This window comes from Pseudomonas sp. MNR3A (assembly GCF_009650575.1).
GTDB lineage: Bacteria > Pseudomonadota > Gammaproteobacteria > Pseudomonadales > Pseudomonadaceae > Aquipseudomonas > Aquipseudomonas machongensis.
The window spans coordinates 12,175-33,541 of sequence record NZ_VZZS01000028.1 but is presented as its reverse complement, the minus strand read 5'-3'; the positions used below and the strand labels follow the sequence as shown (position 1 = coordinate 33,541).

Sequence of the window (21,367 nt, the reverse complement as noted above, 5' to 3'; positions counted from 1 at the left end):
TCAAGCAGGAGAACCTCACCATGCTGAGCTGGGACGAATTCGATAAGGAAGACGGCGAAGTCGCCGCCAAAGGCAACACCCCTGCGCAGGCCAATGCCAGCGCCACCCTCGACAAGCTCGACAGCGCCGGCGGTGCCGCCGCCCTGGAAGCCCGCGCCGCCACCGCGACCGACTCCGACGCGGTCAAGCGCGCCAAGGCTGCCCTCGACGCTCTCGACGTCGCCGAAGGCCTGGCCGAGCTCGAAGGCTCCTCGGCCCGCGTCGCGGTCGACGAGAAGCGCATGATCAACTGCCGCGCCGACCTCAACCAGCTCGTGCCTTTCAAGTACGACTGGGCCTGGCAGAAGTACCTCGACGGCTGCGCCAACCACTGGATGCCGCAAGAGGTCAACATGACCGCCGACATCGCCCTGTGGAAGAGCATGGACGGCCTGACCGAAGACGAGCGCCGCATCGTGATGCGCAACCTCGGCTTCTTCTCCACTGCCGACTCGCTGGTTGCCAACAACCTGGCCCTGGCCGTGTACCGCCTGATCACCAACCCCGAGTGCCGCCAGTACATCCTGCGCCAGGCCTTCGAAGAGGCGATCCACACCCACGCCTACCAGTACTGCATCGAGTCGCTGGGCATGGATGAAGGCGAGATCTTCAACATGTACCACGAGATCCCATCGGTCGCGAAGAAAGCCGCCTGGGGCCTCAAGTACACCCGCGCCATCTCGGATCCGGAGTTCAACACCGGCACCGTCGAAACTGACAAAGAGCTGCTGCGCAACCTGATCGCCTACTACTGCGTACTGGAAGGCATCTTCTTCTACTGCGGCTTCACCCAGATCCTGTCGATGGGCCGCCGCAACAAGATGACCGGCGTTGCCGAGCAGTTCCAGTACATCCTGCGCGACGAGTCGATGCACCTGAACTTCGGTATCGACGTGATCAACCAGATCAAGATCGAGAACCCGCACCTGTGGGATGCGGCGATGAAGGAAGAAGCGACCCAGATGATCCTGCAAGGGACCCAGCTGGAGATCGAATACGCCCGCGACACCATGCCTCGCGGCGTGCTGGGGATGAACGCGGCGATGATGGAGGATTACCTCAAGTTCATCGCTAACCGTCGCCTGACCCAGATTGGTCTGAAGGAAGAGTATCCAGGGACGACCAACCCGTTCCCTTGGATGAGCGAGATCATGGACTTGAAGAAAGAGAAGAACTTCTTTGAGACGCGCGTGATCGAGTATCAGACTGGTGGGGCGTTGAGCTGGGATTGATCGCCTGGCGATTCGGAAAGGCTGCCTTCGGGCAGCCTTTTTTATTGCCCGAATTTCAGGTCAGGACATCTCCTACACGCATCTCGCTAATTGCCCAACGGCAATCCAAGTAGTTTGTCGGAGCGCTAAGAACGCTCACATGGCGGAATCCCGTTCCCGTTAGAAACGGCTTTTCCTGGTCTGGATAGCCATCATGACTTACTGCTCCCCCACCCTCTTCACCCGCCACAACCGTCACCTCCACACCCTCTGGCTCGAATCCCAAGCCTGGTTCTGCGCCCACGAACTCGGTCGGATGACCGGGCGTTTCTTCGACGAACACGGCATCCGCAAGCTCGACCCGGACCAGCATCGCACCGTGCAACTGCTGCGCTACGGCAAGTATCAGAAAACCGCCATGGTCAGCGAGTCCGGGGCCTACACCCTACTGGCCCATCATCACATTCCGGAGAACCGTCACTTGCGGCACTGGCTGACCCACGAGGTGGTGGCAGTGCTGCGCGATGGGCAGATGAATGGGGATGAAGCGCCGCGACTGGGTCAGATGTGCTGGCCTGGAGGGCGGACGGCGACATTGCTCTATTGGCAGAGCGAGCCCTGGATGAAGATGCGGGATATGCCGGTGATGCTAGCTGGGGATGAGGCTGAGGTGACGGTGAAGCGCAGGATGAGCTGGATGGAATGCGCCCAGCGGGCTTTGCGACTGCATGGGGTTTAGCTGAGCTTGCAGTATTTCGCAGATGCCGGAAAGTTCGCAGCCCCCCCCCTGCTGGAGCGGTTTTATCCGGGCTCGGAACTACCGCGAACACCGGCCAACCGGGTGTCATCCTGAGCAGCACGGATACGCTGTCAACCACGCTTTCACCTTGTCGGTCTTGAGTATCGCGTAGTTGTCCATTACCAGGTGAACAGGCATGTCCTCTGGTACGTTGGCGTCTACCTCTTTGAGGAAAGCGAGAAACTCCGTACTTCTATGGCGACGCTTCAGTCAACTACCACAGCGCCGACAATGGAACGTTCAAAGCCAACTACAGCTAGGCCGCGCGCTGCATCACGAAACGCACGAAGGCGTCGAGTTTGGACAACGCGCTGCGCTGGCGCAGGTAGACCAGATTGACCGGCCGAGTCGCCGGCAGGAAGGGTTCGAGCAACGAGACCAACCGCCCCTCGCGCAGGTCATCGGCCACCAGGAATTCCGGCTGCATGAGGATGCCGTTGCCACTGATCGCAGCCAGGCGCAGCGCCTGGCCGTCGTTGCTCTTGAGCGTCCAGTGTTCCGGCCAGGAGTATTCACGCCCGGCGTCCTGCAGCGGCCAGCTAAAGCGATGGGTCCAACTGGAGTGAACAAGCAAGCGGTGCTTGCCGAGATCGGCCGGCACCGTGGGCCAACCCTGTTCGTTCAGATAGGCCGGGGCCGCACAGATCACCATGCGATAGGGGCGCAGCGGCTTGGCGACCAGATCGACATCTCCCAGCTCGCCGATACGAAACGCCAGGTCGAAACCCTCGGCCATGAGGTCGACTACAGTGTTGCTCAGGACCAGATCGACGCGCATCTGCGGATGCTCACGCAGAAACTGCGCCACGATCGGCGCCACCAGCGCCGAGCCCAAGGTCATCGGTGCACTGATTCGCAGCAGGCCGCTGGGTGCCTTCTGCAAGCTCTCGACTTGCTCGTAGGCCCGGCGCACCTGCTCCAGCGCCTGCCGGGACTCCTCATGGAACACCCTTCCCGCCTCGGTGACACGCATGCGCCGGGTACTGCGCTGGATCAACTCCACCTGCAGCGTTTCTTCCAGCCCACGGATGTATTTGCTGACCATCACGGTCGACAGCCGCAGATGCTCGGCAGCCGCGCTGAAGCTGCCTTGCTCCACCACGGTGACGAAGACTTCCATTGCGCGCAGACGATCCATATTTAACTCTCAGTTAAAATTAATTGAACAATACCTTTATTTATTAACAAATAATTTTCCAATAACGTGTCGTCGTCAACTCACAACCACGGTGCTTCATCATGAGGACGCTCACCTCCCTGCTCGAACAGTTCCCACGCAAGTGCTTGATCGAACAGGCCACGCCCATTCAACGCCTCGTCGCGCTGGAACAGGTCTTGGGGCTTGAGGTGCGTGGTATTCGTCTGTTCGCCAAGCGGGACGACTTCATGGCGCTCGGTGGCGGTGGCAACAAGCTGAGGAAGCTCGAATTTCTGCTGGGCGCAGCCCTGCATGACGGCATCGAGCATGTCATCACCGTCGGAGGCCTGCAGTCCAACCACGCGAGATTGACCGCGGCCGCCTGCGCATCACTGGGCCTGCCCTGCGAACTGGTGTTGTCGCGGGCAGTCGCCAAGGAGGGTGAAGAATACGAGCACAGCGGCAACGTGCTGCTGGACGAGCTCTTTGGCGCCAAGGTGCATATCAGCCCCGACGGGATCAGCGCGCTGCATTGGGCCGAACTGCGTGCAGCGCAGTTGGAGAAGGCGGGCCACAAGGTCAAGGTGATCCCTACCGGCGGCTCTACCGCCCTGGGCTGCCTGGGGTATGTCAGGGCCGCACAGGAAATCGCCGAGCAGGAGCAGGCCCTGGCCCTGCAGTTCACGCGGGTGTTCACGGCCAACGGAAGCTCCGGCACCCATGCCGGCCTCAGTGCAGGATTCGCCGCTCTCGGACGTGGCGCCAACCTGGTGAAGTCCTACGCGGTACTGGCAGACGCGAGCACTGCACAACGCCAGACCTTGGATTTGTCACACCATGTCCAAACCCTGCTCGGCCTGCCAGCCGACATCGAAGCGCACGACATCGAGGTGGATGGCAATTACCTTGGCAAAGGCTATGGGCTACCGACTCCCGAGATGCTCAATGCCCTGCGCCTGATGGCCCGACACCAAGGCCTGCTGCTGGACCCGGTGTATTCCGGCAAGGCATTCGCCGGCCTGATCGCCGACCTGCAGAGCGACCGCTATGTGCGCGGCGACAACCTGCTGTTCGTCATGACCGGCGGAACACCTGGGTTGTTCGCCTATCGCGATGCCCTGCAAGACGCCTGATCGACTCGCTGACTACCTAACCGCACGCCCCCCATTCCAACAAGACATCTCACTCCCCGGCATCGCCGGGGGCGTGCTGATACCTCCCTCTGCACGCAACACGACGCCGGGCGATGATACGCGTCAGTCGCTGGCAAAACGGCGCCTGCGCCCCACCTCGCGCACGGCATCGACCAGCGCGCGGGTCATCGGCGTGGGCTTGCCGGTGAAGGCGTGGAAACGTGCCATCGCCAGCGGCGGCAAGCCTTCGCTTTCGTCCACCGCACGCAGCCCGTGGCGCAACTGGCTCTGCGCCACGGGGCTGACGGCGAAGCCTGCCTGCGCCGCAGCCAGGCAACCGGCCATGCTGCGGCTCTCGAACGCCAGGCGCCAGTCGATATCCGCCGCCGCCAGGGCATTGATCGCCGACTCGCGGTACACGCACGGCTCGGGAAACACCGACAGCGGCACGGGCTCATCGGACGGCAAGGCGGTGTGTTCGGCGAAGGCCCACACCAGAGGCTCTTCCCACAGCAGTTCACTGTCGTCTTCGATGCGTGCGCAGCGCTTGCCGAACACCACATCCAGTTCACCCTCCGCCTGTTGGCGCAGCAGTTCGGTAGTGATGCCCACCCGCAGCTCGATGGCGATGCCCGGATGCCCCCGGCGAAACACCTGTAGCACCTGCGCAAGCCAGGTGCCGGCGAAGTCTTCGGAAGCACCGATCACCAAACGCCCGGCGGACGACTCACCTCGCAGGCGCGCCCGCACCTCCTGCTCCAGGTCGAGGATATTGCGGGCGTAGGTGTAGAGCGTCTCTCCGGCTGGCGTCATGTCCAGCTGGCGGGTGGTGCGCTGCAACAGGCGCGTCCCCAGGCTCTCCTCCAGGCGCTTGATGTGGCCGCTGACCGCTGACGGCGTCAGCGCCAGACGATCGGCCGCAGCGGCGAAACCGCGCAGGTCGACCACCGCAAGGAAGGTACGCAACAGCACGATATCCAGCGCAAGTGCCGACGACGAAGGATACGAAGACATGGGGATCTCAACTCATCACGAAATATGATCAGTAAACATCAATTACTCACGAATCACAATGATCGCCAGCCGTAGCATTGAACGGTCATCAATACATTGGCCAGGACTCATCATGAACACCCCATCCAGATCTTTGATAAAGACCGCAGTATCGGCTGTCCGTCGACTGGCGATCGCACTGTCGCTGGTGTGCATCGGGATGCTTCGAAGCGGCACAGGCGCGGGGTTGACGCAGAGCATGCGCACAACGAGCACCCGAGGCTGAGCCGTTCGAAGTGATTGGGCCGCGCCCTGTGCGGCCACGGCGTGAAGTGCGAATTTCACGCCGTTTTTTTACCTAGGCACTTGGCACCCGGACCAACGGCCTTGTAGCGTGAAAGCACCGTTACGCGTCCCGGAGCCGACAAGCACCCATGGAAATCCGCCATTTCCGCTACTTCCTGAGCGTTGCCCAGCACGGTCACTTCACCCGTGCCGCAGAGCAGTTGGGCATCGCTCCGCCAACGCTGAGCCGGCAGATCCAGGACATGGAGAACGAACTGGGTGTGCGTCTGTTCCAGCGCAGCCAGCGGGCCGTGCGTCTCACCGCGGCGGGTGAAGCGCTGCGGGTCGAGGCGTTGCAGGCGGTGCGCCAGTTCGATGCTGCGCAACTTGGCGCGCAGCGGGCCGGGCGGGGTGATGTGGGGCGTATCGAGCTGGGTTATGTGGCTTCTGCGGCGTACTCGGGGCTTTTGCAGCAGCAGGTGACGCACTTCAGTCAATCCTGCCCCGGCGTCCAGCTCAATATTCGCGAGGTGGGCATGATGGCCTCGCCCGAGCTGGTTCGTGACGGGCTGCTTGACCTCGCCTATGTACGAATGCCCATGGAGCTGCCAGAAGAACTGAACGCCATCACGCTGCTGGAAGAAGGCTTCGTCCTCGCCCTGCCCTCCAGCTCCCGCCTCAACGAACTGCCGCAGATCAATGCCGCACGGCTGGCCGGGGAAACCTTCATCCTGCCCGAGCAGATCTCCGGCACCTTGGCGGTCGCCGCGCAGGGCGGCTTCACCCCCCATCTGGGACCGCAACCCGGCAGCCTGGTGGCGGTGGTCGCCCTGGTGTCGCTGGGCCAGGGCATCGCGGTGGTGCCGGAGTCGATGGTGCGCCGGGTCAGCCTGCCGCAGGTCAACTACCGGCCGATCGAAGATTGCCAACCGCGCTCGTGCCTGGCCCTGCTGCATCGCCGCTTCGAAAAGGCGCCGGCGGTGCAGCGCTACATCGAGATGCTGCGGGCGGACCAGTATCGAGGCCTGGATCAGATCCCGCTGAACCAGTTGTACCCCTGATCTTCCCAATACCCGCCAGGATTATCGTTGCTGACGTAGATCTCGACGATGTGCTTGGGGTTCTTGAACCCCAGCTTGGTCGGTACCCGCAGCCGCAGCGGATAGCCATACTCCGGCGGCAGTGCGACTTCGCCATAATCCAGCGCCAGCAGGGTCTGGGGATGCAGCGCGGTGGCCATGTCCAGGCTGGAGTAATAGCGATCGGCACATTTGAAGCCGACGTACTTGGCCGTGGTGTCTGCCCCGATATGTTCGAGAAAAATCCGCAGCGGCACGCCGCCCCACTGCCCGATCGCGCTCCAGCCCTCCACGCAGACCAGCCGGGTGATGTCGGTGCGTTGGGGCAGCTTGCGCAGGCCGTCGAGGGTCCAGGGCGACTTGTCGCGCACGCGGCCCGAAACGCTCAGGGCGTAGTCGGACAGGTCCACTTCGGGAATGTCGTCCTGTCCGTAATAGGCGTTGAAAGGGAAAGGCTGGGTCATCTGCGCCTTGCTGAACGTCGGGGCGAGCCGCTGGCCGCTGAACAGCCAGGCCTGGACCCGATCGTTCCAGCGCGACATGGCCCACAGCACACGGTCGACCTGATCGCCATCCTGCAGGTTGCAGCCACTGAGCATCGCCATTGCGCCGACCGTGAGCCCGCCACGCAGGAAGTTGCGCCGCTGGATGTTCTCCAGTTGCAGGCGTTGGGCGGGCTCGAGCTGGATGCGCGGGCCTTTTTTCGAAGCGCTCATGCCTGGCGGTCTCCTATTCGAATCGGCCGCGTGCCGCCAGTGATCATCGGCAACAGGGTCTTGGGCACCAGCAACACCAGCACCAGATGCACCACGACGAAGGCACCGATGGCCGCCATCGCGGCGAAGTGAACGTAGCGCGCGGCATCGTAGCCGCCGAACAAGGCGGTCAGTTGCTGGAGCTGAATCGGCTTCCAGATCGCCAGCCCCGAAAGCACGATCAACACACCGGCCGCCAGCACCAACCAGTACATCAGGCGCTGCACCGCGTTGTAGACGCCCTTTTCGTGTACCAGCTTCAGGCGCAACGCAGCGCTCATGTCACGCGCCACGGCACGGGGCGAAACCGGTAGCAGGTCGCGCTGGAAGTGCCGGCTGAGCAGGCCATGGAGCACATAGGCCAGGCCGTTGATCGCCAGCAGCCACATGAATGCGAAATGCCAGGCGAGCGAGCCGCCGAGCCAGCCGCCGACGGTCAGTTCGGCGGGAAACCTGAAACCGAACAGCGGCGAGGCGTTGTAGATCGCCCAGCCGCTCATGAACATGCACACCATGCACAGGGCATTGAGCCAGTGCATCAGGCGGATCGGCCAGGAATGAATGCGGGTGTTCTTCATACTGCCCCCTTCGCGAAGGCCACGGCAGCCGCCCAGCGACAGCGGTCGTGGCGCTGCCTCTGGGCGGCCGAGGTGGTTACATCGGCGGCTGGAAGCCGTCCTTGCCGACGGCGATGCCGCGTGCGTTCTTGCCGTCTTCAGCCGGGAACACCACGACCTTGGCGCCCTTGACCAGCTCGGCAGCGCTGCCTGGCTCGACGAAGGCGATCGGCACGTCATCCGGCACCACCAGCTGTTTCTCGCCGCCCTTGTAGTTGACGGTCAGCGTGCGGCCATTGGCGCTGGAGAGCTTGCCCACGGTGCCGTTGGTCATGGTGCCGGTGCTGCCGTCGGCGTTCTCCCAGCCGTAATGGCCTTCGCCGCTGCCCTTGAGCCTGGCGTCGAAGACTGTCACTTCCAGGGCCTTGAGGGTGCCGTTGGCCTGGGGAATGGCGGCAGAACCGACAAAGCTGTCGGTCTTGATCGAGGCGAGGTCGGCCTTGGAGGCGCGGACTACGCCGGTCTTGTCGGTCAGGCCGATGGTCTGCTGCGCGCCGGTGCGGGTCTTGAAGGTCAGGGTGTTGCTGCTGACATCTTCGATCACGCCACGCAGTGGCTTGATCACAGGCATGTCGGCGGCGCTGGCAAGCACGGTGGCGCCGGCCATCAACAGGCCGAACGCGGTGGACAGGGCAGTCTTGGTCTTCATTGCGACACATCCTCAGCGGTTTGAAGTGCCGCTATCTTTGGTGTCGCCTCGGGACCTCCGAATGACCGGCCGATTACATTTCTGTCATTCGTCCTCGGCACCGCCAAATGACAGAAATGTAACCGACAGCAGCTTGCCGTGCTGGTTACACTGCCTCTTCGCCTGCCCGCCACCCGAGGCCCGAGCCCTGCCCCCATGCATATCCTGTTGATCGAAGACGACACCAAGACCGGCGAGTACCTGAAAAAGGGCCTCGGCGAATCCGGCTTCAACGTCGACTGGACCCAGCACGGCGCCGATGGCCTGCACCAGGCGCTGGAGACGCCCTACGACCTGATCGTGCTGGATGTGATGCTGCCGGGCATCGACGGTTTCCAGATCATCGAGCTGCTGCGCGCAAGGCAGGACGTGCCGGTGCTGTTTCTCACTGCGCGCGACCAGTTGCAGGACCGCATCCGTGGCCTGGAGCTCGGCGCCGACGACTACCTGGTCAAGCCGTTCTCCTTCACCGAACTGCTGCTGCGCATCCGCACCATCCTGCGCCGGGGCGTGGTGCGCGAGGCCGATCATTTCCACCTCGCCGACCTGGAACTGGATCTGATCCGCCGACGGGTCACGCGCCAGCAGCAGGTGATCGCGCTGACCAACAAGGAATTCGCCCTGCTGCACCTGTTCCTGCGTCGCGAAGGCGATGTGCTGTCGCGGGCGCAGATCGCCTCGGAGGTCTGGGACATGAATTTCGACAGCGACACCAATGTGGTCGACGTGGCGGTGAAGCGGCTGCGCAACAAGATCGACCTGCCCTATCCGCTGAAGCTGATCCATACCGTGCGCGGCATCGGCTATGTCTGCGAGGTACGGCCATGCGCCGACGACGCGCCCCGTCCCTGACCCTGCGCTCGACCCTGGCGTTTGCGCTGGTGGCAATGCTGGTAGTGGCCGGGGCCGGCCTGTACCTGTACGACTCGATGCGCGTCTCGGTGATGAAGAGCACCGACTACTCGGTGCTCGGGCGCCTGGATCATTTTCGCAAGCTGCTGCGCTATGACCTGGAGCTGGACAGGTTGCGGGTCAACCCGCAGATCCTGGAGAACATGCTCAACAATGAAGAGGACATCTTCATCATCGAAGAGCCTGGGCAGGTACCGCTGATCAAGGTCAATCCGCTGAAGGCCGTGCTGCCGCAACTGGACGAGGTCGGCCCCGACACGCCATTGAAGGTGAACGACCTGCGCGACGGCGCCACCGCCGCTGGCGTGCCGTTGCGTGCAGCCAGCGTGATGACGATCTCCGGCGGTCGTGAGGTAAGGCTTACGGCGGCGCACATCATGACCAAGGAAATGGCCATGCTCGAAGCCTTCCGCCAGCGCATCTACCTGGCCGCAGGCCTGGCGTTCCTGTTGACGGCAGTGCTGGGCTACCTGTCGCTGTACCGTGGCCTGCGCCCGTTGCGCAAGATGGCCGCGCACGCGGCAAGGATCACCCCACAGCGGCTGGACAGCCGCATGGACAGCGACGACACGCCGGTCGAACTGCTGCGCCTGAGCCACGCATACAACGCCATGCTCGACCGCCTCGCCGCCGGCTACCAGCGCCTGAACCAGTTCTCCGCCGACCTTGCCCACGAGATTCGCACCCCCGTGGGCTCGCTGATGGGGCATTGCCAGGTGGCCTTGCGCCAATCACGCAGTGAAGATGAATACCAGGCCCTGCTGGCATCCAACCTCGAGGAGCTGGAGCGTATCTCGCGGATGGTCGAGAGCATCCTGTTCCTCGCCCGCGCCGACGAAGCGCAGGCCGTGCTGGAGCGCCAGCAGCTGTCGCTGCACGATGAACTGCAGCGCGTGGCGGGGTATTTCGAAGGGCTCGCCGAAGAGCGGCAACTGTCGATGCAGACCTCGGGCAACGGTACGGTGCTGGCCGACCCTCTGCTGCTGCGCCGGGCGTTGAGCAACCTGGTGGCCAACGCGATCCGCTATGCCGATGAGGGCAGCACCGTCCTGATGCAGGTGCGTGCCGTCGAGAACGGTATGCGCATCGAGGTGCAGAACCAGGGCCCGACGCTGGGCGAAGCCACCTTGGGCAAGCTGTTCGACCGTTTCTACCGCGGCGATGCCTCGCGCCATGAGCGTTCCGACTCCAATGGGCTGGGGCTGGCGATCGTCACCGCGATCATGCAGTTGCACGGAGGAACGGCTAGCGTGGAGCAGCCCCAGCCGGGCACCGTCTGCTTCATATTGTTTTTCCCGACGCGAGGCTGAGCGCACCTGTGCGTTAGCCTCGCTATGAATTGACCAGCCTACCATCTGGAAGGTAGTCTTTTTTGGCGCTGTCGCAATCTCTCTGTCCAAGACAAGGTGAACACATGCAAGAAAGGATCTGGCCAGACCTGCACGAGCTGCCCGAGAACACTGTCACCCCGGCGCAATACAGCTACCGTCAATTGGCGCGCAGCGATGTCGAGCGGCTGAGCCAATTGGTCAGGCGCTGGCACCCGGATGTGGGCGTGGGGATCGGTCGGGTCTTCAGCGACCCGCAGTACTACTTGCAGAACGTGTCGCTCGCCGGCGAAGCCGACAAGGACACCATCGTCTACGTCGGGGTCTACGAGGGCGAGATGATCTGCGTCATGTGCCTGGAGATCAATCTGGTCAACCGCACCCTGTTCAACAAGTTCGGTGCGTGTGCACCGCAACACAGGGGCACCGGCGCCACGCTGTTCGCAGGCTACGCCATCGATGCGCTGGCAGCGAAGCTGGACATCGCGATGGCCTGGGGTTACGTCACCACGAAGACCCGCGGCATGCAGCAGATGGTCGAGCGGGCCGGATTCAATCCGGTTGGCGTGGTGAAATTCTCGGATATCGAGCTCAACGCCGAGGGTGAGCAGAGGCCTGTGACTGAAGCCATCTACGCCAAGTACTACAAACAGCACGACGCTCTCGAGCCGATCCGGGAAGCCAACCTGACCCCAAAGTTACGTGCCCTGTGCCAGGCACTGGATGTTCAAGTGCTCGAATGATCACGACGCGGTGCTTTGCACACCCGTCGTGGAAAGGTCCCACAGCCGCATCACCTGGGTGATCGCACGCTCCATCGCTTCGATGCCGATGTTGTCCCGCGCCAGGGTCGAGAGCCCGACCAGAAAGCTGTCGAACATCACGCTGAGCCCCTGGGCATCAACGTCCTGGCGCAGCTCACCCGTTGCGAGCGCACGGCTGATGCAGCCGGCGATACCGGCGCGGGTGCGTGCCCGGGAGCGGTTCAAGGGTGCGGTGACCTGCGCCAGTTCCGCAGAGGGTGCGCTCATCACTGCCAAGCCGACCATGCAGCCCTTCGGGTGACCGTCCTCGCACTGCATGCGGGCGGATTGGCGCAATGCCTGCTCCAGCGCCTGACGCGGTGGCAGGTCCAGGTTCCACAGGCATTCGGTGACTTGCGCATAGGTTGCCAGGTAGCGCTGGGCACATTCCTGGAACAGCGCCTCCTTCGAACCAAAGGCTGCGTAGAAGCTGGGCGCGGAAATGCCTGGGCCAATCGCCGCCTTCAATTGCGCCAGCGATGTGGATTCGTAGCCGTGCTCCCAGAACAGGTGCATGGCCTGGTCGATCGCGTTATCGCGGTCGAAGGTTCTGGGTCTGCCCATCCGCGCCATCAACTACTCCTCCAAATGACATAGATACTATTCGATACATAAGTCATTGACAACGACACGCGAGCGCTCCTAATTTATATACCGATCGATATTTAAGTCTAGGGCGGCTCGATGCCGTCGGGTGAGTGCTGCCTCACTTATGTATCGATCGATATATTTTAACCAGCAATCACAGGAGCTCTCGTGACCTCTTCTACCGCCACCACGCTCGACACGGCCGAGCCCTTGCCGGTCTCTGCCTTGCTGGCCCTGGCGATGACAGGCTTCATCTGCATCGTCACCGAAACCCTGCCCGCAGGCCTGCTGCCACAGATCAGCGACGGCCTGTCGATCACCTCGGCAATGGCTGGCCAGACCGTCACCGCCTATGCAGTGGGCTCGCTGGTCGCCGCCATCCCGCTGACCATCCTGACCCGAAGCTGGAAGCGTCGCAGCGTGCTGCTGTCCACGATCATCGGCTTCCTGGTGTTCAATTCGCTCACCGCCCTTTCACCCGACATCTGGCTGACGCTGGTCGCCCGATTCTTTGCCGGAGCTTCGGCGGGGTTGGCCTGGAGCCTGCTGGCGGGCTATGCCCGGCGGATGGTTCTGCCGCACCAGCAGGGCAAGGCCATGGCGATTGCCATGGTCGGCACGCCGATTGCGCTCTCGCTGGGAGTGCCGCTGGGCACCTGGCTCGGCAGTGCAGTGGGTTGGCGCAGTGCCTTTGCCATCATGTCGGCCCTCACCCTGGTGCTGATCGTCTGGGTGCTGGCGAAAGTGCCGGACTACCCAGGCCAGACCGATCGCCAGGCCATGCCGCTGCGTCGCGTGCTGAGCACGCCGGGCGTACGACCGGTCCTGGCCACGGTAATCACCTGGATGCTGGCGCACAACATCCTCTACACCTACGTCGCGCCATTCGCCGCCCAGGCCGGCCTGCTCGAGCGCGTCGACCTGGTGCTGCTGGTGTTCGGGGTTGCGGCGCTTGTCGGCATCGCCATCACCGGGCGCCTGGTCGATCGGCATCTGCGCAGCGCCGTGCTGGGCAGCCTTGGCGCATTTGCGCTGGTCGCACTGATGTTCGTCTGGCTGTCGAGCGCGCCCTTCGCCGTGCTCGTCGGCATCGCGGTCTGGGGCGTGTCGTTCGGCGGCGCCGCGACGCTGCTGCAGACCGCCCTTGCCGATAGCGCAGGCGACGGCGCGGATGTGGCGCTGTCGATGAACGTCGTCGCCTGGAATGGCGCCATCGCCGGCGCCGGGCTGCTGGGCGGCGCGCTGCTCGACGGCTGGGGCGCACGCGCCTTCGCACCTGCCGTACTCATCTTGCTGCTGATCGCCTTCGCCATTGCCTGGACTGCCCGCTCACACGGATTTCGCCCCGGCGCGCGCGCTGCCGGCGCCAGCCTGGCCAGCGGCCACTGAACGATCAAGCCACGATTTCCAACCACCCAGAGGTTCATCACCATGCTTCGCCAATTACTGCGCTCCCTGGCCTTGACTGCCGCCACCACGCTTGCCGTCGGCGCCCACGCCGCCGACGAGTTCCCAGTCCCCAAAGGCTTCACCAGCCACTACCAGACCGTCGATGGCGTGAAGCTGCACTACGTCAAGGGCGGCTCGGGGCCCCTGGTGTACCTGGTCCACGGCTTCGGCCAGACCTGGTACGAATGGCACCAACTGATGCCGGAACTCGCCAGGCACTTCACCGTTGTCGCGCCAGACCTGCCTGGCCTTGGCCAGTCGCAGACACCGCCGTCGTATCGCGCAACGGATGTGGCGCCGCTGCTGTACAAGCTCGCCGCACAGATGAGCAATGGCCAGAAGTTCGACCTGGTGGCCCACGACATCGGTATCTGGAACACCTTCCCGATGCTGGTACAAAACCAGGCGAACATCCGTCGGGTGATCTACATGGAAGCGCCAATTCCCGACGACAGTCTCTACCAGTTCCCCGCCTTCACGCCGCAGGGTGAGTCGCTGGTCTGGCATTTCAGCTTCTTCGCCGCCGAGCCCAACCTGGCCGAGACGCTGATCGCTGGCAAGGAGCGGGTGTTCTTCGAGCATTTCATCAAGCAGCACGCAACCAATACTTCAGTGTTCACACCGCAGTTGCTCGATCTCTATGCCAAGTCGTACGCCAAGCCGCATAGCCTCAACGCAGCGTTCGAGTACTACCGCGTGCTCAACCAGAATGCCCGCGACAACAAGCAACTGAGCAAGACCCGCATCAGCATTCCGGCGTTGGCCATCGGTGGTGGCGGCAACGGTGGCCTGGGTGAGTTCCAGGCCGAGCAGATGCGCCGCTACGGCACCGATGTGACCGGGAAAGTGTTGGAAGGCTGCGGGCACTGGCTACCGGAGGAATGCAGAGGCGCCCTCAATGCCGAGGTGACAGGCTTCCTGTTGGCGCCATGACAGGGATTGATCGGCAGTAGGGCAATTGTGCTTTTCGCGGGTAAACCCGCTCCATAGGGATGGGGCCAGCTTGTACCGGGGGTGCAGGTGTTTACCCGCGAAAAAAGCAATGGGACTTCGGAAGACAAATCATAGTTATAGGATCTCTTTGCCGTAACCGATCTAGAGCCCTTCCTTTGCAATTTGGCAAAAAAAACCTCTGAAACACTCGGTATAGCCCATCAATTCCTTTGCGCAAAAGCGTTGACAGCGTTTTCATCGGTTGTTAATAATCGCCGCAGTTGTACGACAACACACAACAAAAACAACAATCAGTGAAGCCCATCATGTCGACATCCTACCCACGCTATTCGCCTCCCTCTCTTTCCAACATTCGCCGCCGCGCCACATCGCTGGCAGCGACGGGTACCTGAGCGCCCGATCCGCGCGCTGCACCTTGGCCCACGACGGGCCATCAACCCCACCGCCCCTGTCATCGGTCGCTTGCGCGCGCCTGGCAGGCGGCTGCCTCACTGCTGGGAGCACAACAATAATGAAAATCCGCCAGACCCTGCCCTTCGCCCTGTTCGGCGCCACCGCCCTGGGATCACTGCCCGACGCTGCACTGGCCGCCGGCTTCATCGAAGATTCCAAGGCGACCCTGAACCTGCGCAACTTCTACATCAACCGCAACTTCGTCGACCCGAGCAACCCGCAAAGCAAGGCCGAGGAATGGACCCAAAGCTTCATCCTCGACGCCCGCTCGGGATTCACCGAGGGGCCGATCGGCTTCGGCGTGGATGTGCTGGGGTTGTGGTCGGTCAAGCTCGACGGTGGTGGCGGCACTTATGGCACGGCCCTGCTGCCACGCCATGACGACGGCCGCCCGGCAGACGATTTCGGACGCCTGGCCGTGGCAGGTAAAGCGCGCATCTCCAAGACCGAGCTGAAGATCGGCGAGTGGATGCCGGTACTGCCGATCCTGCGCTCCGACGATGGCCGCTCGCTGCCGCAGACCTTCCGTGGGGGTCAGGTGACGTCCAGCGAGATCGCCGGTCTGACGCTCTACGGCGGGCAGTTCCGCGGCAACAGCCCACGCAACGATGCGAGCATGGAAGACATGAGTTTCGGCGGTGGGGTGTCCGACCGCTTCAACTTCGTCGGCGGCGAGTACAGCTTCAACGACAAGCGCACCCTGGTCGGGCTGTGGAATGCCCAACTCAAGGATGTCTACCAGCAGCAGTACCTGCAACTGAGCCACAGCCAGCCACTGGGCGACTGGACCCTGGGCGCCAACCTCGGCTACTTCCAGGGCGAGGACGACGGCGCCGAACGCGCCGGCAAACTGGACAACAAGACCTACTCGGGCATGTTCTCGGCGCGCTATGCCGGCCATACCTTCTGGGTCGGCCTGCAGAAGGTCAGCGGCGATACCTGGATGCGGGTCAACGGCACCAGCGGCGGCACCCTGGCCAACGACAGCTACAACGCCAGCTTCGACAACGCCAACGAACGCTCCTGGCAGGTGCGCCACGACTTCAACTTCGTCACCGTCGGCATCCCAGGCCTGAGCATGATGAACCGCTACATCAGCGGCCGCGATGTGCACAGCGGCGCGGTGAGCGATGGCAAGGAGTGGGTGCGTGAATCGGAACTGGCCTACGTGATCCAGAGCGGCCCGTTCAAGGATCTCAGCGTGAAGTGGCGCAACTCCAACATCCGCCGCAGCTTCAGCAACAACGAGTTCGACGAGAACCGGCTGATCTTCAACTATCCGCTGTCGATCCTGTAGACCGATGCCATCCATGCATTGACAAGCCGCGAATTCGCTGTCGATAATCGACCTATGTCGTACGACAACCTACAACAATCAACGACAAGAGCTGGCCATGACCACTACTCCCTTCAAACGCCTGCTGCTCACCGGAGCGGCAGGCGGCCTGGGCAAGGTGCTTCGCGAACGCCTCAAAGGCAGCGCCGAAGTCCTGCGCCTTTCCGATATCGCTCCAATGGCACCTGCTGCCGGTCCGCATGAAGAAGTGATCACCTGCGACCTGGCCGACAAGGCTGCGGTACACGCGCTGGTCGAAGGCGTCGATGCCATCCTGCATTTTGGCGGGGTGTCCACCGAGCACAGTTTCGAGGATATCCTCGGCCCCAATATCTGCGGGGTGTTCCACATCTACGAAGCGGCGCGCAAGCACGGGGTAAAACGCGTGGTCTTCGCCAGTTCCAACCACGTGATCGGGTTCTATCGCCAGGACGAGCGGCTCGATGCCCACTCTCCTCGCCGCCCCGATGGCTACTACGGCTTGTCCAAGAGCTACGGCGAGGACCTGGCCAGCTTCTACTTCGACCGCTACGGCATCGAGACCGTCAGCATCCGTATCGGCTCGTCCTTCCCGCAACCGCAGAACCCACGAATGCTCTGCACCTGGCTGAGCTACGACGACCTGCTGCAACTCATCGAACGCAGCCTGCGCACCCCTGACGTCGGCCACACCGTGGTCTATGGCGCCTCCGACAACCGCACCGTCTGGTGGGACAACCGCCACGCCGAACACCTGGGCTACCAGCCCAAGGACAGTTCGGAGGTGTTCCGCGCCGACGTCGAATCAAGGCCCGCGCCTCCCGCCGACGATCCAAGCATGGTCTACCAGGGCGGCGCCTTCGTCGCTGCCGGCCCCTTCGACTGACCGCCACTGCGTGCAAGGAGCAGCACCATGCAGCACTGTGAACTGATCGTCGACGCGCGCAACGCCACCGGGGAAAGCCCGGTGTGGCATGCCGGCGAGCAGGCCCTGTACTGGGTCGATATTCCCGCCCGCCAACTGCACCGCTGGCGCCTGGCCGATGGCAACCACGACGTCTGGCAGGGCGATGAAATGCTGGCCTGCATCGCCCATGGCGCACAGGGCTGGGTCGGGGCGATGGAGAGCGGCCTGTTCACCCTCGACCCGACCGAGGATGGGCGCCTGCTCGGCACCCGCCTGGCCAGCGTCGAGCACGCCCGCGACGGGATGCGCTTCAACGACGGGCGCTGCGACCGCCAGGGCCGTTTCTGGGCCGGCACCATGCTGATGGACATGCAGCAGGGCGCCCAGGTAGGCGCGCTGTACCGATACGACGGCCAGCGTCTGCACCGTCAACTCGAGGGCATGATCGTGCCCAACGGCCTGGCCTTCAGCCCGGACGGCACGCGCATGTACTTGTCCGACTCGCACCCGACGGTGCAGACGATCTGGTCGTTCGACTACGACATCGACAGTGGTACGCCCCATAACCGGCAGCTGTTCGTCGATATGCGCGAGCATCCCGGCCGCCCCGATGGTGCGGCTGTCGATCAGGACGGCTGCTACTGGATCTGCGGCAATGACGAGGGGGTGATCCACCGCTTTACCCCCGATGGCCGCCTGGACCGCTCGCTGCGCGTGCCGGTGAAGAAGCCGGCGATGTGCGCCTTCGGTGGCACCCACCTCGATACCTTGTTCGTCACCTCGATCCGCCCCGGCGGCATCGACCTCGCCGACCAGCCCCTGGCCGGCGGCGTGTTCGCCCTGAACCCCGGCGTCAAAGGCCTGGAGGAAACACCCTGGCAGGGCTGAGCGCCCACCTCACCAACACCTGCACGACCGAAACCAGATAATAAAAACCACGGAGTTTCATCATGACCTTCAAACGCACGTTGCTTCTTGCCGCCCTCCCCTTGGCCCTCGGTCTGTCCAGTGCCGCCAGCGCACTGGACATCAAGTTCGCCGAGATCCACCCAGCCGGCTACCCGACCGTGGTCGCCGAGCAGAACATGGGCAAGAAACTCGAACAGGCCAGCAATGGCGATATCACCTTCAAGATGTTCGCCGGCGGGGTGCTCGGCTCGGAAAAGGAAGTCATCGAGCAGGCGCAGATCGGCGCGGTGCAGATGACCCGCGTGAGCCTGGGCATCGTCGGCCCGGTGGTGCCGGATGTGAACGTGTTCAACATGCCATTCGTGTTCCGCGACCAGGCGCACATGCGCAAGATCATCGATGGCGAGATCGGCCAGGAGATTCTCGACAAGATCACCAACTCCGAATTCAACCTGGTGGCCCTGGCCTGGATGGATGGCGGCTCGCGCAGCATCTACACCAAGAAGCCGGTGCGCAGCATCGATGACCTCAAGGGCATGAAGATCCGCGTGCAGGGCAACCCGCTGTTCATCGACATGATCAACGCCATGGGCGGCAACGGCATCGCCATGGACACCGGCGAGATCTTCAGCGCCCTGCAGACCGGGGTGATCGACGGCGCCGAAAACAACCCGCCGACCCTGCTCGAGCACAACCACTACCAGAGCGCCAAGTACTTCACCCTGACCAACCACTTGATCCTGCCGGAGCCGGTGGTGATGTCCAAGACCACCTGGAACAAGCTCACGGCCGACCAGCAGGCGCTGGTGAAGAAAGTCGCACGTGAAGCTCAGATGGAAGAGCGCGAACTGTGGGACGCCAAGTCTGCCGCCAGCGAACAGAAGCTCAAGGCCGCGGGTGTCGAGTTCATCGCAGTGGACACCAAGCCGTTCTATGACGCCACCGCCCCGGTACGCGAAAAATACGGTGCGCAGTACGCCGACCTGATGAAGCGTATCGACGCGGTCGAGTAAGCCACTTCTTCCAGACGACCCCGGCAGCACGGTGCCCGCCGTGCCGCCGCCTTGGTGATGCCCATGAAAACGTTTTTCCTGCGCCTGAACGACAGGCTCTACAGCAGCTGCATCTGGATCGCTGGCCTGTCGATCCTGACCATGTCGCTGATCATTCCCTGGGGCATCTTCGCCCGTTACGTACTCGGCACCGGCTCCAGTTGGCCGGAGCCGGTCGCAATCCTGCTGATGGTGGTGTTCACCTTCGTCGGCGCCGCCGCCAGCTACCGCGCCGGCGCACACATGGCGGTGGCGATGCTTACCGATCGCATGCCCGCCCCACTGCGCCAGCTGGTTGGCGTGCTGGTGCAGGTGCTGATGATCGTGGTGTGCCTGTTCATGACCTGGTACGGCACCAAGCTGTGCATCACGACGTGGAACCAGTTTCTGGCCTCGCTGCCGGGTGTGCGGGTGGGCATGACCTATGCGCCGATCCCGGTGGGCGGCGTGCTGACCTTGATCTTCGTGCTGGAAAAACTCGTGCTGGGCGATCAGAGCAACCGCAAGGTGGTGCGCTTCGACCTGGTGGAAGAAAGCGAAGGAGCGGCATAAATGGATGCGTTCATTCTGTTGGGCAGTTTCATCGCGCTCATCCTGCTGGGCATGCCGGTGGCTTATGCCCTGGGGCTCTCTGCACTGATCGGTGCCTGGTGGATCGACATTCCGCTGCAGGCGATGATGATCCAGGTGGCAAGCGGGGTTAACAAGTTCTCGCTGCTGGCCATTCCGTTCTTCGTGCTGGCCGGTGCGATCATGGCCGAGGGCGGCATGTCGCGGCGCCTGGTGGCCTTCGCCGGGGTGCTGGTGGGCTTCGTGCGTGGCGGGCTGTCGCTGGTCAATATCATGGCCTCGACCTTCTTCGGCGCGATTTCCGGCTCCTCGGTGGCCGACACGGCCTCGGTCGGTTCGGTGCTGATCCCGGAGATGGAGCGCAAGGGCTATCCGCGTGAATTCTCCACGGCGGTGACCGTCAGCGGCTCGGTGCAGGCATTGCTCACCCCACCAAGCCACAACTCGGTGCTCTATTCGCTGGCCGCAGGCGGCACGGTATCGATCGCCTCGCTGTTCATGGCCGGGGTGATGCCTGGCCTGCTGCTCAGTGCGGTGATGATGGGCCTGTGCCTGTTGTTCGCCAAGAAGCGCAACTACCCCAAGGGCGAGGTGATCCCGATGCGCCAGGCGCTGAAGATCGCCGGTGAAGCGCTTTGGGGCCTGATGGCCATGGTGATCATCCTCGGCGGCATTCTCTCGGGCGTGTTCACCGCCACCGAGTCGGCGGCCGTGGCGGTGGTATGGTCGTTCTTCGTGACCATGTTCATCTACCGCGACTACAAGTGGCGCGACCTGCCCAAGCTGATGCATCGCACGGTGCGGACCATCTCCATCGTGATGATCCTGATCGGCTTCGCAGCCAGCTTCGGCTATGTGATGACGCTGATGCAGATCCCGTCGAAGATCACCACCGCGTTCCTGACCCTATCGGACAACCGCTACGTGATCCTGATGTGCATCAACTTCATGCTCCTGCTGCTGGGCACGGTGATGGACATGGCGCCGCTGATCCTGATCCTCACCCCGATCCTGCTGCCGGTGATCACCGGCATCGGCGTGGACCCTGTGCACTTCGGCATGATCATGCTGGTCAACCTCGGTATCGGCCTGATCACCCCGCCGGTGGGGGCGGTGCTGTTCGTCGGCTCGGCGATCGGCAAGGTCAGTATCGAGGCGACGGTCAAGGCGCTGCTGCCGTTCTACCTGGCGCTGTTCATGGTACTGATGGCGGTGACCTACATCCCTGCCATCTCGCTGTGGCTGCCAAGCGTGGTTCTGTAAGTTCGCGGACAGCCTGCTCTATCCCGGTGGGAGCGGCGGTTCGACGCCCCGACTTGTCCCGCGATCACCGGCAGAGCGGGTGCCATGCAGTGCGGTGTCCTTGGCGTAGGCCCCGCCTCTGCAAGCC

The 21,367-nt window shown here is 63.1% G+C and carries 21 protein-coding genes and 1 pseudogene; 15 read left to right on the top strand and 7 right to left on the bottom strand.

Annotated features, from left to right (window positions below; genetic code table 11):
* The first annotated feature begins 20 nt into the window (after positions 1-20).
* Entirely contained in the window at positions 21-1,271 is a 1,251-nt protein-coding gene (locus F6X62_RS18665; protein WP_054892954.1) for a ribonucleotide-diphosphate reductase subunit beta, read from the top strand.
* A 193-nt stretch (positions 1,272-1,464) separates the two neighbouring features.
* On the top strand, positions 1,465-1,989 hold the full coding sequence (locus tag F6X62_RS18660) for a Bro-N domain-containing protein (protein ID WP_178117568.1): 525 nt from the start codon (positions 1,465-1,467) through the stop codon (positions 1,987-1,989).
* A gap of 120 nt (positions 1,990-2,109) precedes the next feature.
* Here the strand turns inward: F6X62_RS18660 and F6X62_RS18655 are convergent.
* Both F6X62_RS18655 and F6X62_RS18650 read right to left on the bottom strand, forming a co-directional pair.
* Positions 2,110-2,259: pseudogene (locus F6X62_RS18655) on the bottom strand (IS630 family transposase); the annotation flags it as partial.
* A 46-nt stretch (positions 2,260-2,305) separates the two neighbouring features.
* Entirely contained in the window at positions 2,306-3,187 is an 882-nt protein-coding gene (locus F6X62_RS18650; protein WP_153774374.1) for a LysR family transcriptional regulator, read from the bottom strand.
* A gap of 101 nt (positions 3,188-3,288) precedes the next feature.
* Here F6X62_RS18650 and F6X62_RS18645 point away from each other — a divergent pair, with 101 nt between their 5' ends.
* Entirely contained in the window at positions 3,289-4,320 is a 1,032-nt protein-coding gene (locus F6X62_RS18645; RefSeq protein WP_153774373.1) for a D-cysteine desulfhydrase family protein, read from the top strand.
* A gap of 123 nt (positions 4,321-4,443) precedes the next feature.
* On the opposite strand, the gene F6X62_RS18640 is transcribed toward F6X62_RS18645, so the two are convergent.
* Entirely contained in the window at positions 4,444-5,334 is an 891-nt protein-coding gene (locus F6X62_RS18640) for a LysR substrate-binding domain-containing protein (RefSeq protein ID WP_153774372.1), read from the bottom strand.
* A gap of 413 nt (positions 5,335-5,747) precedes the next feature.
* On the opposite strand from F6X62_RS18640, the gene F6X62_RS18635 reads away from it, so the two are divergent.
* Positions 5,748-6,659, top strand: coding sequence for a LysR family transcriptional regulator (locus F6X62_RS18635; protein ID WP_153774371.1), 912 nt, complete (start codon positions 5,748-5,750; stop codon positions 6,657-6,659).
* On the opposite strand, the gene F6X62_RS18630 is transcribed toward F6X62_RS18635, so the two are convergent.
* The 3 genes from F6X62_RS18630 to F6X62_RS18620 all read right to left on the bottom strand — a co-directional run bounded on the left by F6X62_RS18630 (position 6,629) and on the right by F6X62_RS18620 (position 8,698).
* Entirely contained in the window at positions 6,629-7,393 is a 765-nt protein-coding gene (locus F6X62_RS18630) for a molybdopterin-dependent oxidoreductase (RefSeq protein WP_063543553.1), read from the bottom strand. The genes F6X62_RS18635 and F6X62_RS18630 overlap by 31 nt on opposite strands.
* Positions 7,390-8,010, bottom strand: a complete 621-nt coding sequence (locus F6X62_RS18625) for a cytochrome b/b6 domain-containing protein (RefSeq protein ID WP_065861378.1) — start codon at positions 8,008-8,010, stop codon at positions 7,390-7,392. The genes F6X62_RS18630 and F6X62_RS18625 overlap by 4 nt, the downstream gene beginning before the upstream one ends.
* Before the next feature lie 76 nt (positions 8,011-8,086).
* Positions 8,087-8,698, bottom strand: coding sequence for a hypothetical protein (locus F6X62_RS18620; protein ID WP_112897657.1), 612 nt, complete (start codon positions 8,696-8,698; stop codon positions 8,087-8,089).
* A 195-nt stretch (positions 8,699-8,893) separates the two neighbouring features.
* Here F6X62_RS18620 and F6X62_RS18615 point away from each other — a divergent pair, with 195 nt between their 5' ends.
* The 3 genes from F6X62_RS18615 to F6X62_RS18605 all read left to right on the top strand — a co-directional run bounded on the left by F6X62_RS18615 (position 8,894) and on the right by F6X62_RS18605 (position 11,720).
* Entirely contained in the window at positions 8,894-9,589 is a 696-nt protein-coding gene (locus F6X62_RS18615) for a heavy metal response regulator transcription factor (protein ID WP_054892930.1), read from the top strand.
* Positions 9,562-10,959 (top strand): heavy metal sensor histidine kinase, encoded by a 1,398-nt coding sequence (locus tag F6X62_RS18610; protein WP_153774370.1) that lies wholly within the window; start codon positions 9,562-9,564, stop codon positions 10,957-10,959. Before F6X62_RS18615 ends, F6X62_RS18610 begins: the two co-directional genes overlap by 28 nt.
* 104 nt (positions 10,960-11,063) lie before the next feature.
* The gene (locus F6X62_RS18605) at positions 11,064-11,720 is read left to right on the top strand and encodes a hypothetical protein (protein ID WP_065861374.1); all 657 of its coding nucleotides are present in this window, start codon (positions 11,064-11,066) and stop codon (positions 11,718-11,720) included.
* Here the strand turns inward: F6X62_RS18605 and F6X62_RS18600 are convergent, their stop codons facing one another.
* Entirely contained in the window at positions 11,721-12,353 is a 633-nt protein-coding gene (locus tag F6X62_RS18600; RefSeq protein ID WP_153774369.1) for a TetR/AcrR family transcriptional regulator, read from the bottom strand. It lies immediately after the preceding gene.
* Positions 12,354-12,536: 183 nt separating this feature from the next.
* Between F6X62_RS18600 and F6X62_RS18595 the strand changes: the two genes are divergently transcribed.
* The 8 genes from F6X62_RS18595 (at position 12,537) to F6X62_RS18560 (ending at position 21,240) form a co-directional block, all read left to right on the top strand.
* The gene (locus F6X62_RS18595) at positions 12,537-13,757 is read left to right on the top strand and encodes an MFS transporter (RefSeq protein WP_371926322.1); all 1,221 of its coding nucleotides are present in this window, start codon (positions 12,537-12,539) and stop codon (positions 13,755-13,757) included.
* A gap of 42 nt (positions 13,758-13,799) precedes the next feature.
* Complete coding sequence (locus tag F6X62_RS18590) at positions 13,800-14,750, top strand: alpha/beta fold hydrolase (protein WP_153774368.1); 951 nt, start codon at positions 13,800-13,802, stop codon at positions 14,748-14,750.
* A 532-nt stretch (positions 14,751-15,282) separates the two neighbouring features.
* On the top strand, positions 15,283-16,521 hold the full coding sequence (locus F6X62_RS18585; protein ID WP_153774367.1) for an OprD family porin: 1,239 nt from the start codon (positions 15,283-15,285) through the stop codon (positions 16,519-16,521).
* A 97-nt stretch (positions 16,522-16,618) separates the two neighbouring features.
* Complete coding sequence (locus F6X62_RS18580; RefSeq protein ID WP_054892937.1) at positions 16,619-17,425, top strand: NAD(P)-dependent oxidoreductase; 807 nt, start codon at positions 16,619-16,621, stop codon at positions 17,423-17,425.
* Positions 17,426-17,452: 27 nt separating this feature from the next.
* Complete coding sequence (locus F6X62_RS18575; protein WP_153774366.1) at positions 17,453-18,334, top strand: SMP-30/gluconolactonase/LRE family protein; 882 nt, start codon at positions 17,453-17,455, stop codon at positions 18,332-18,334.
* A 62-nt stretch (positions 18,335-18,396) separates the two neighbouring features.
* The gene (locus tag F6X62_RS18570) at positions 18,397-19,368 is read left to right on the top strand and encodes a TRAP transporter substrate-binding protein (protein ID WP_054892939.1); all 972 of its coding nucleotides are present in this window, start codon (positions 18,397-18,399) and stop codon (positions 19,366-19,368) included.
* Positions 19,369-19,431: 63 nt separating this feature from the next.
* Entirely contained in the window at positions 19,432-19,959 is a 528-nt protein-coding gene (locus F6X62_RS18565; RefSeq protein ID WP_054892940.1) for a TRAP transporter small permease, read from the top strand.
* Positions 19,960-21,240 carry a TRAP transporter large permease gene (locus tag F6X62_RS18560; protein ID WP_065861368.1) on the top strand — a complete coding sequence of 427 codons (1,281 nt, stop codon included), beginning with the start codon at positions 19,960-19,962 and terminating at the stop codon, positions 21,238-21,240.
* Positions 21,241-21,367: the final 127 nt, after the last annotated feature.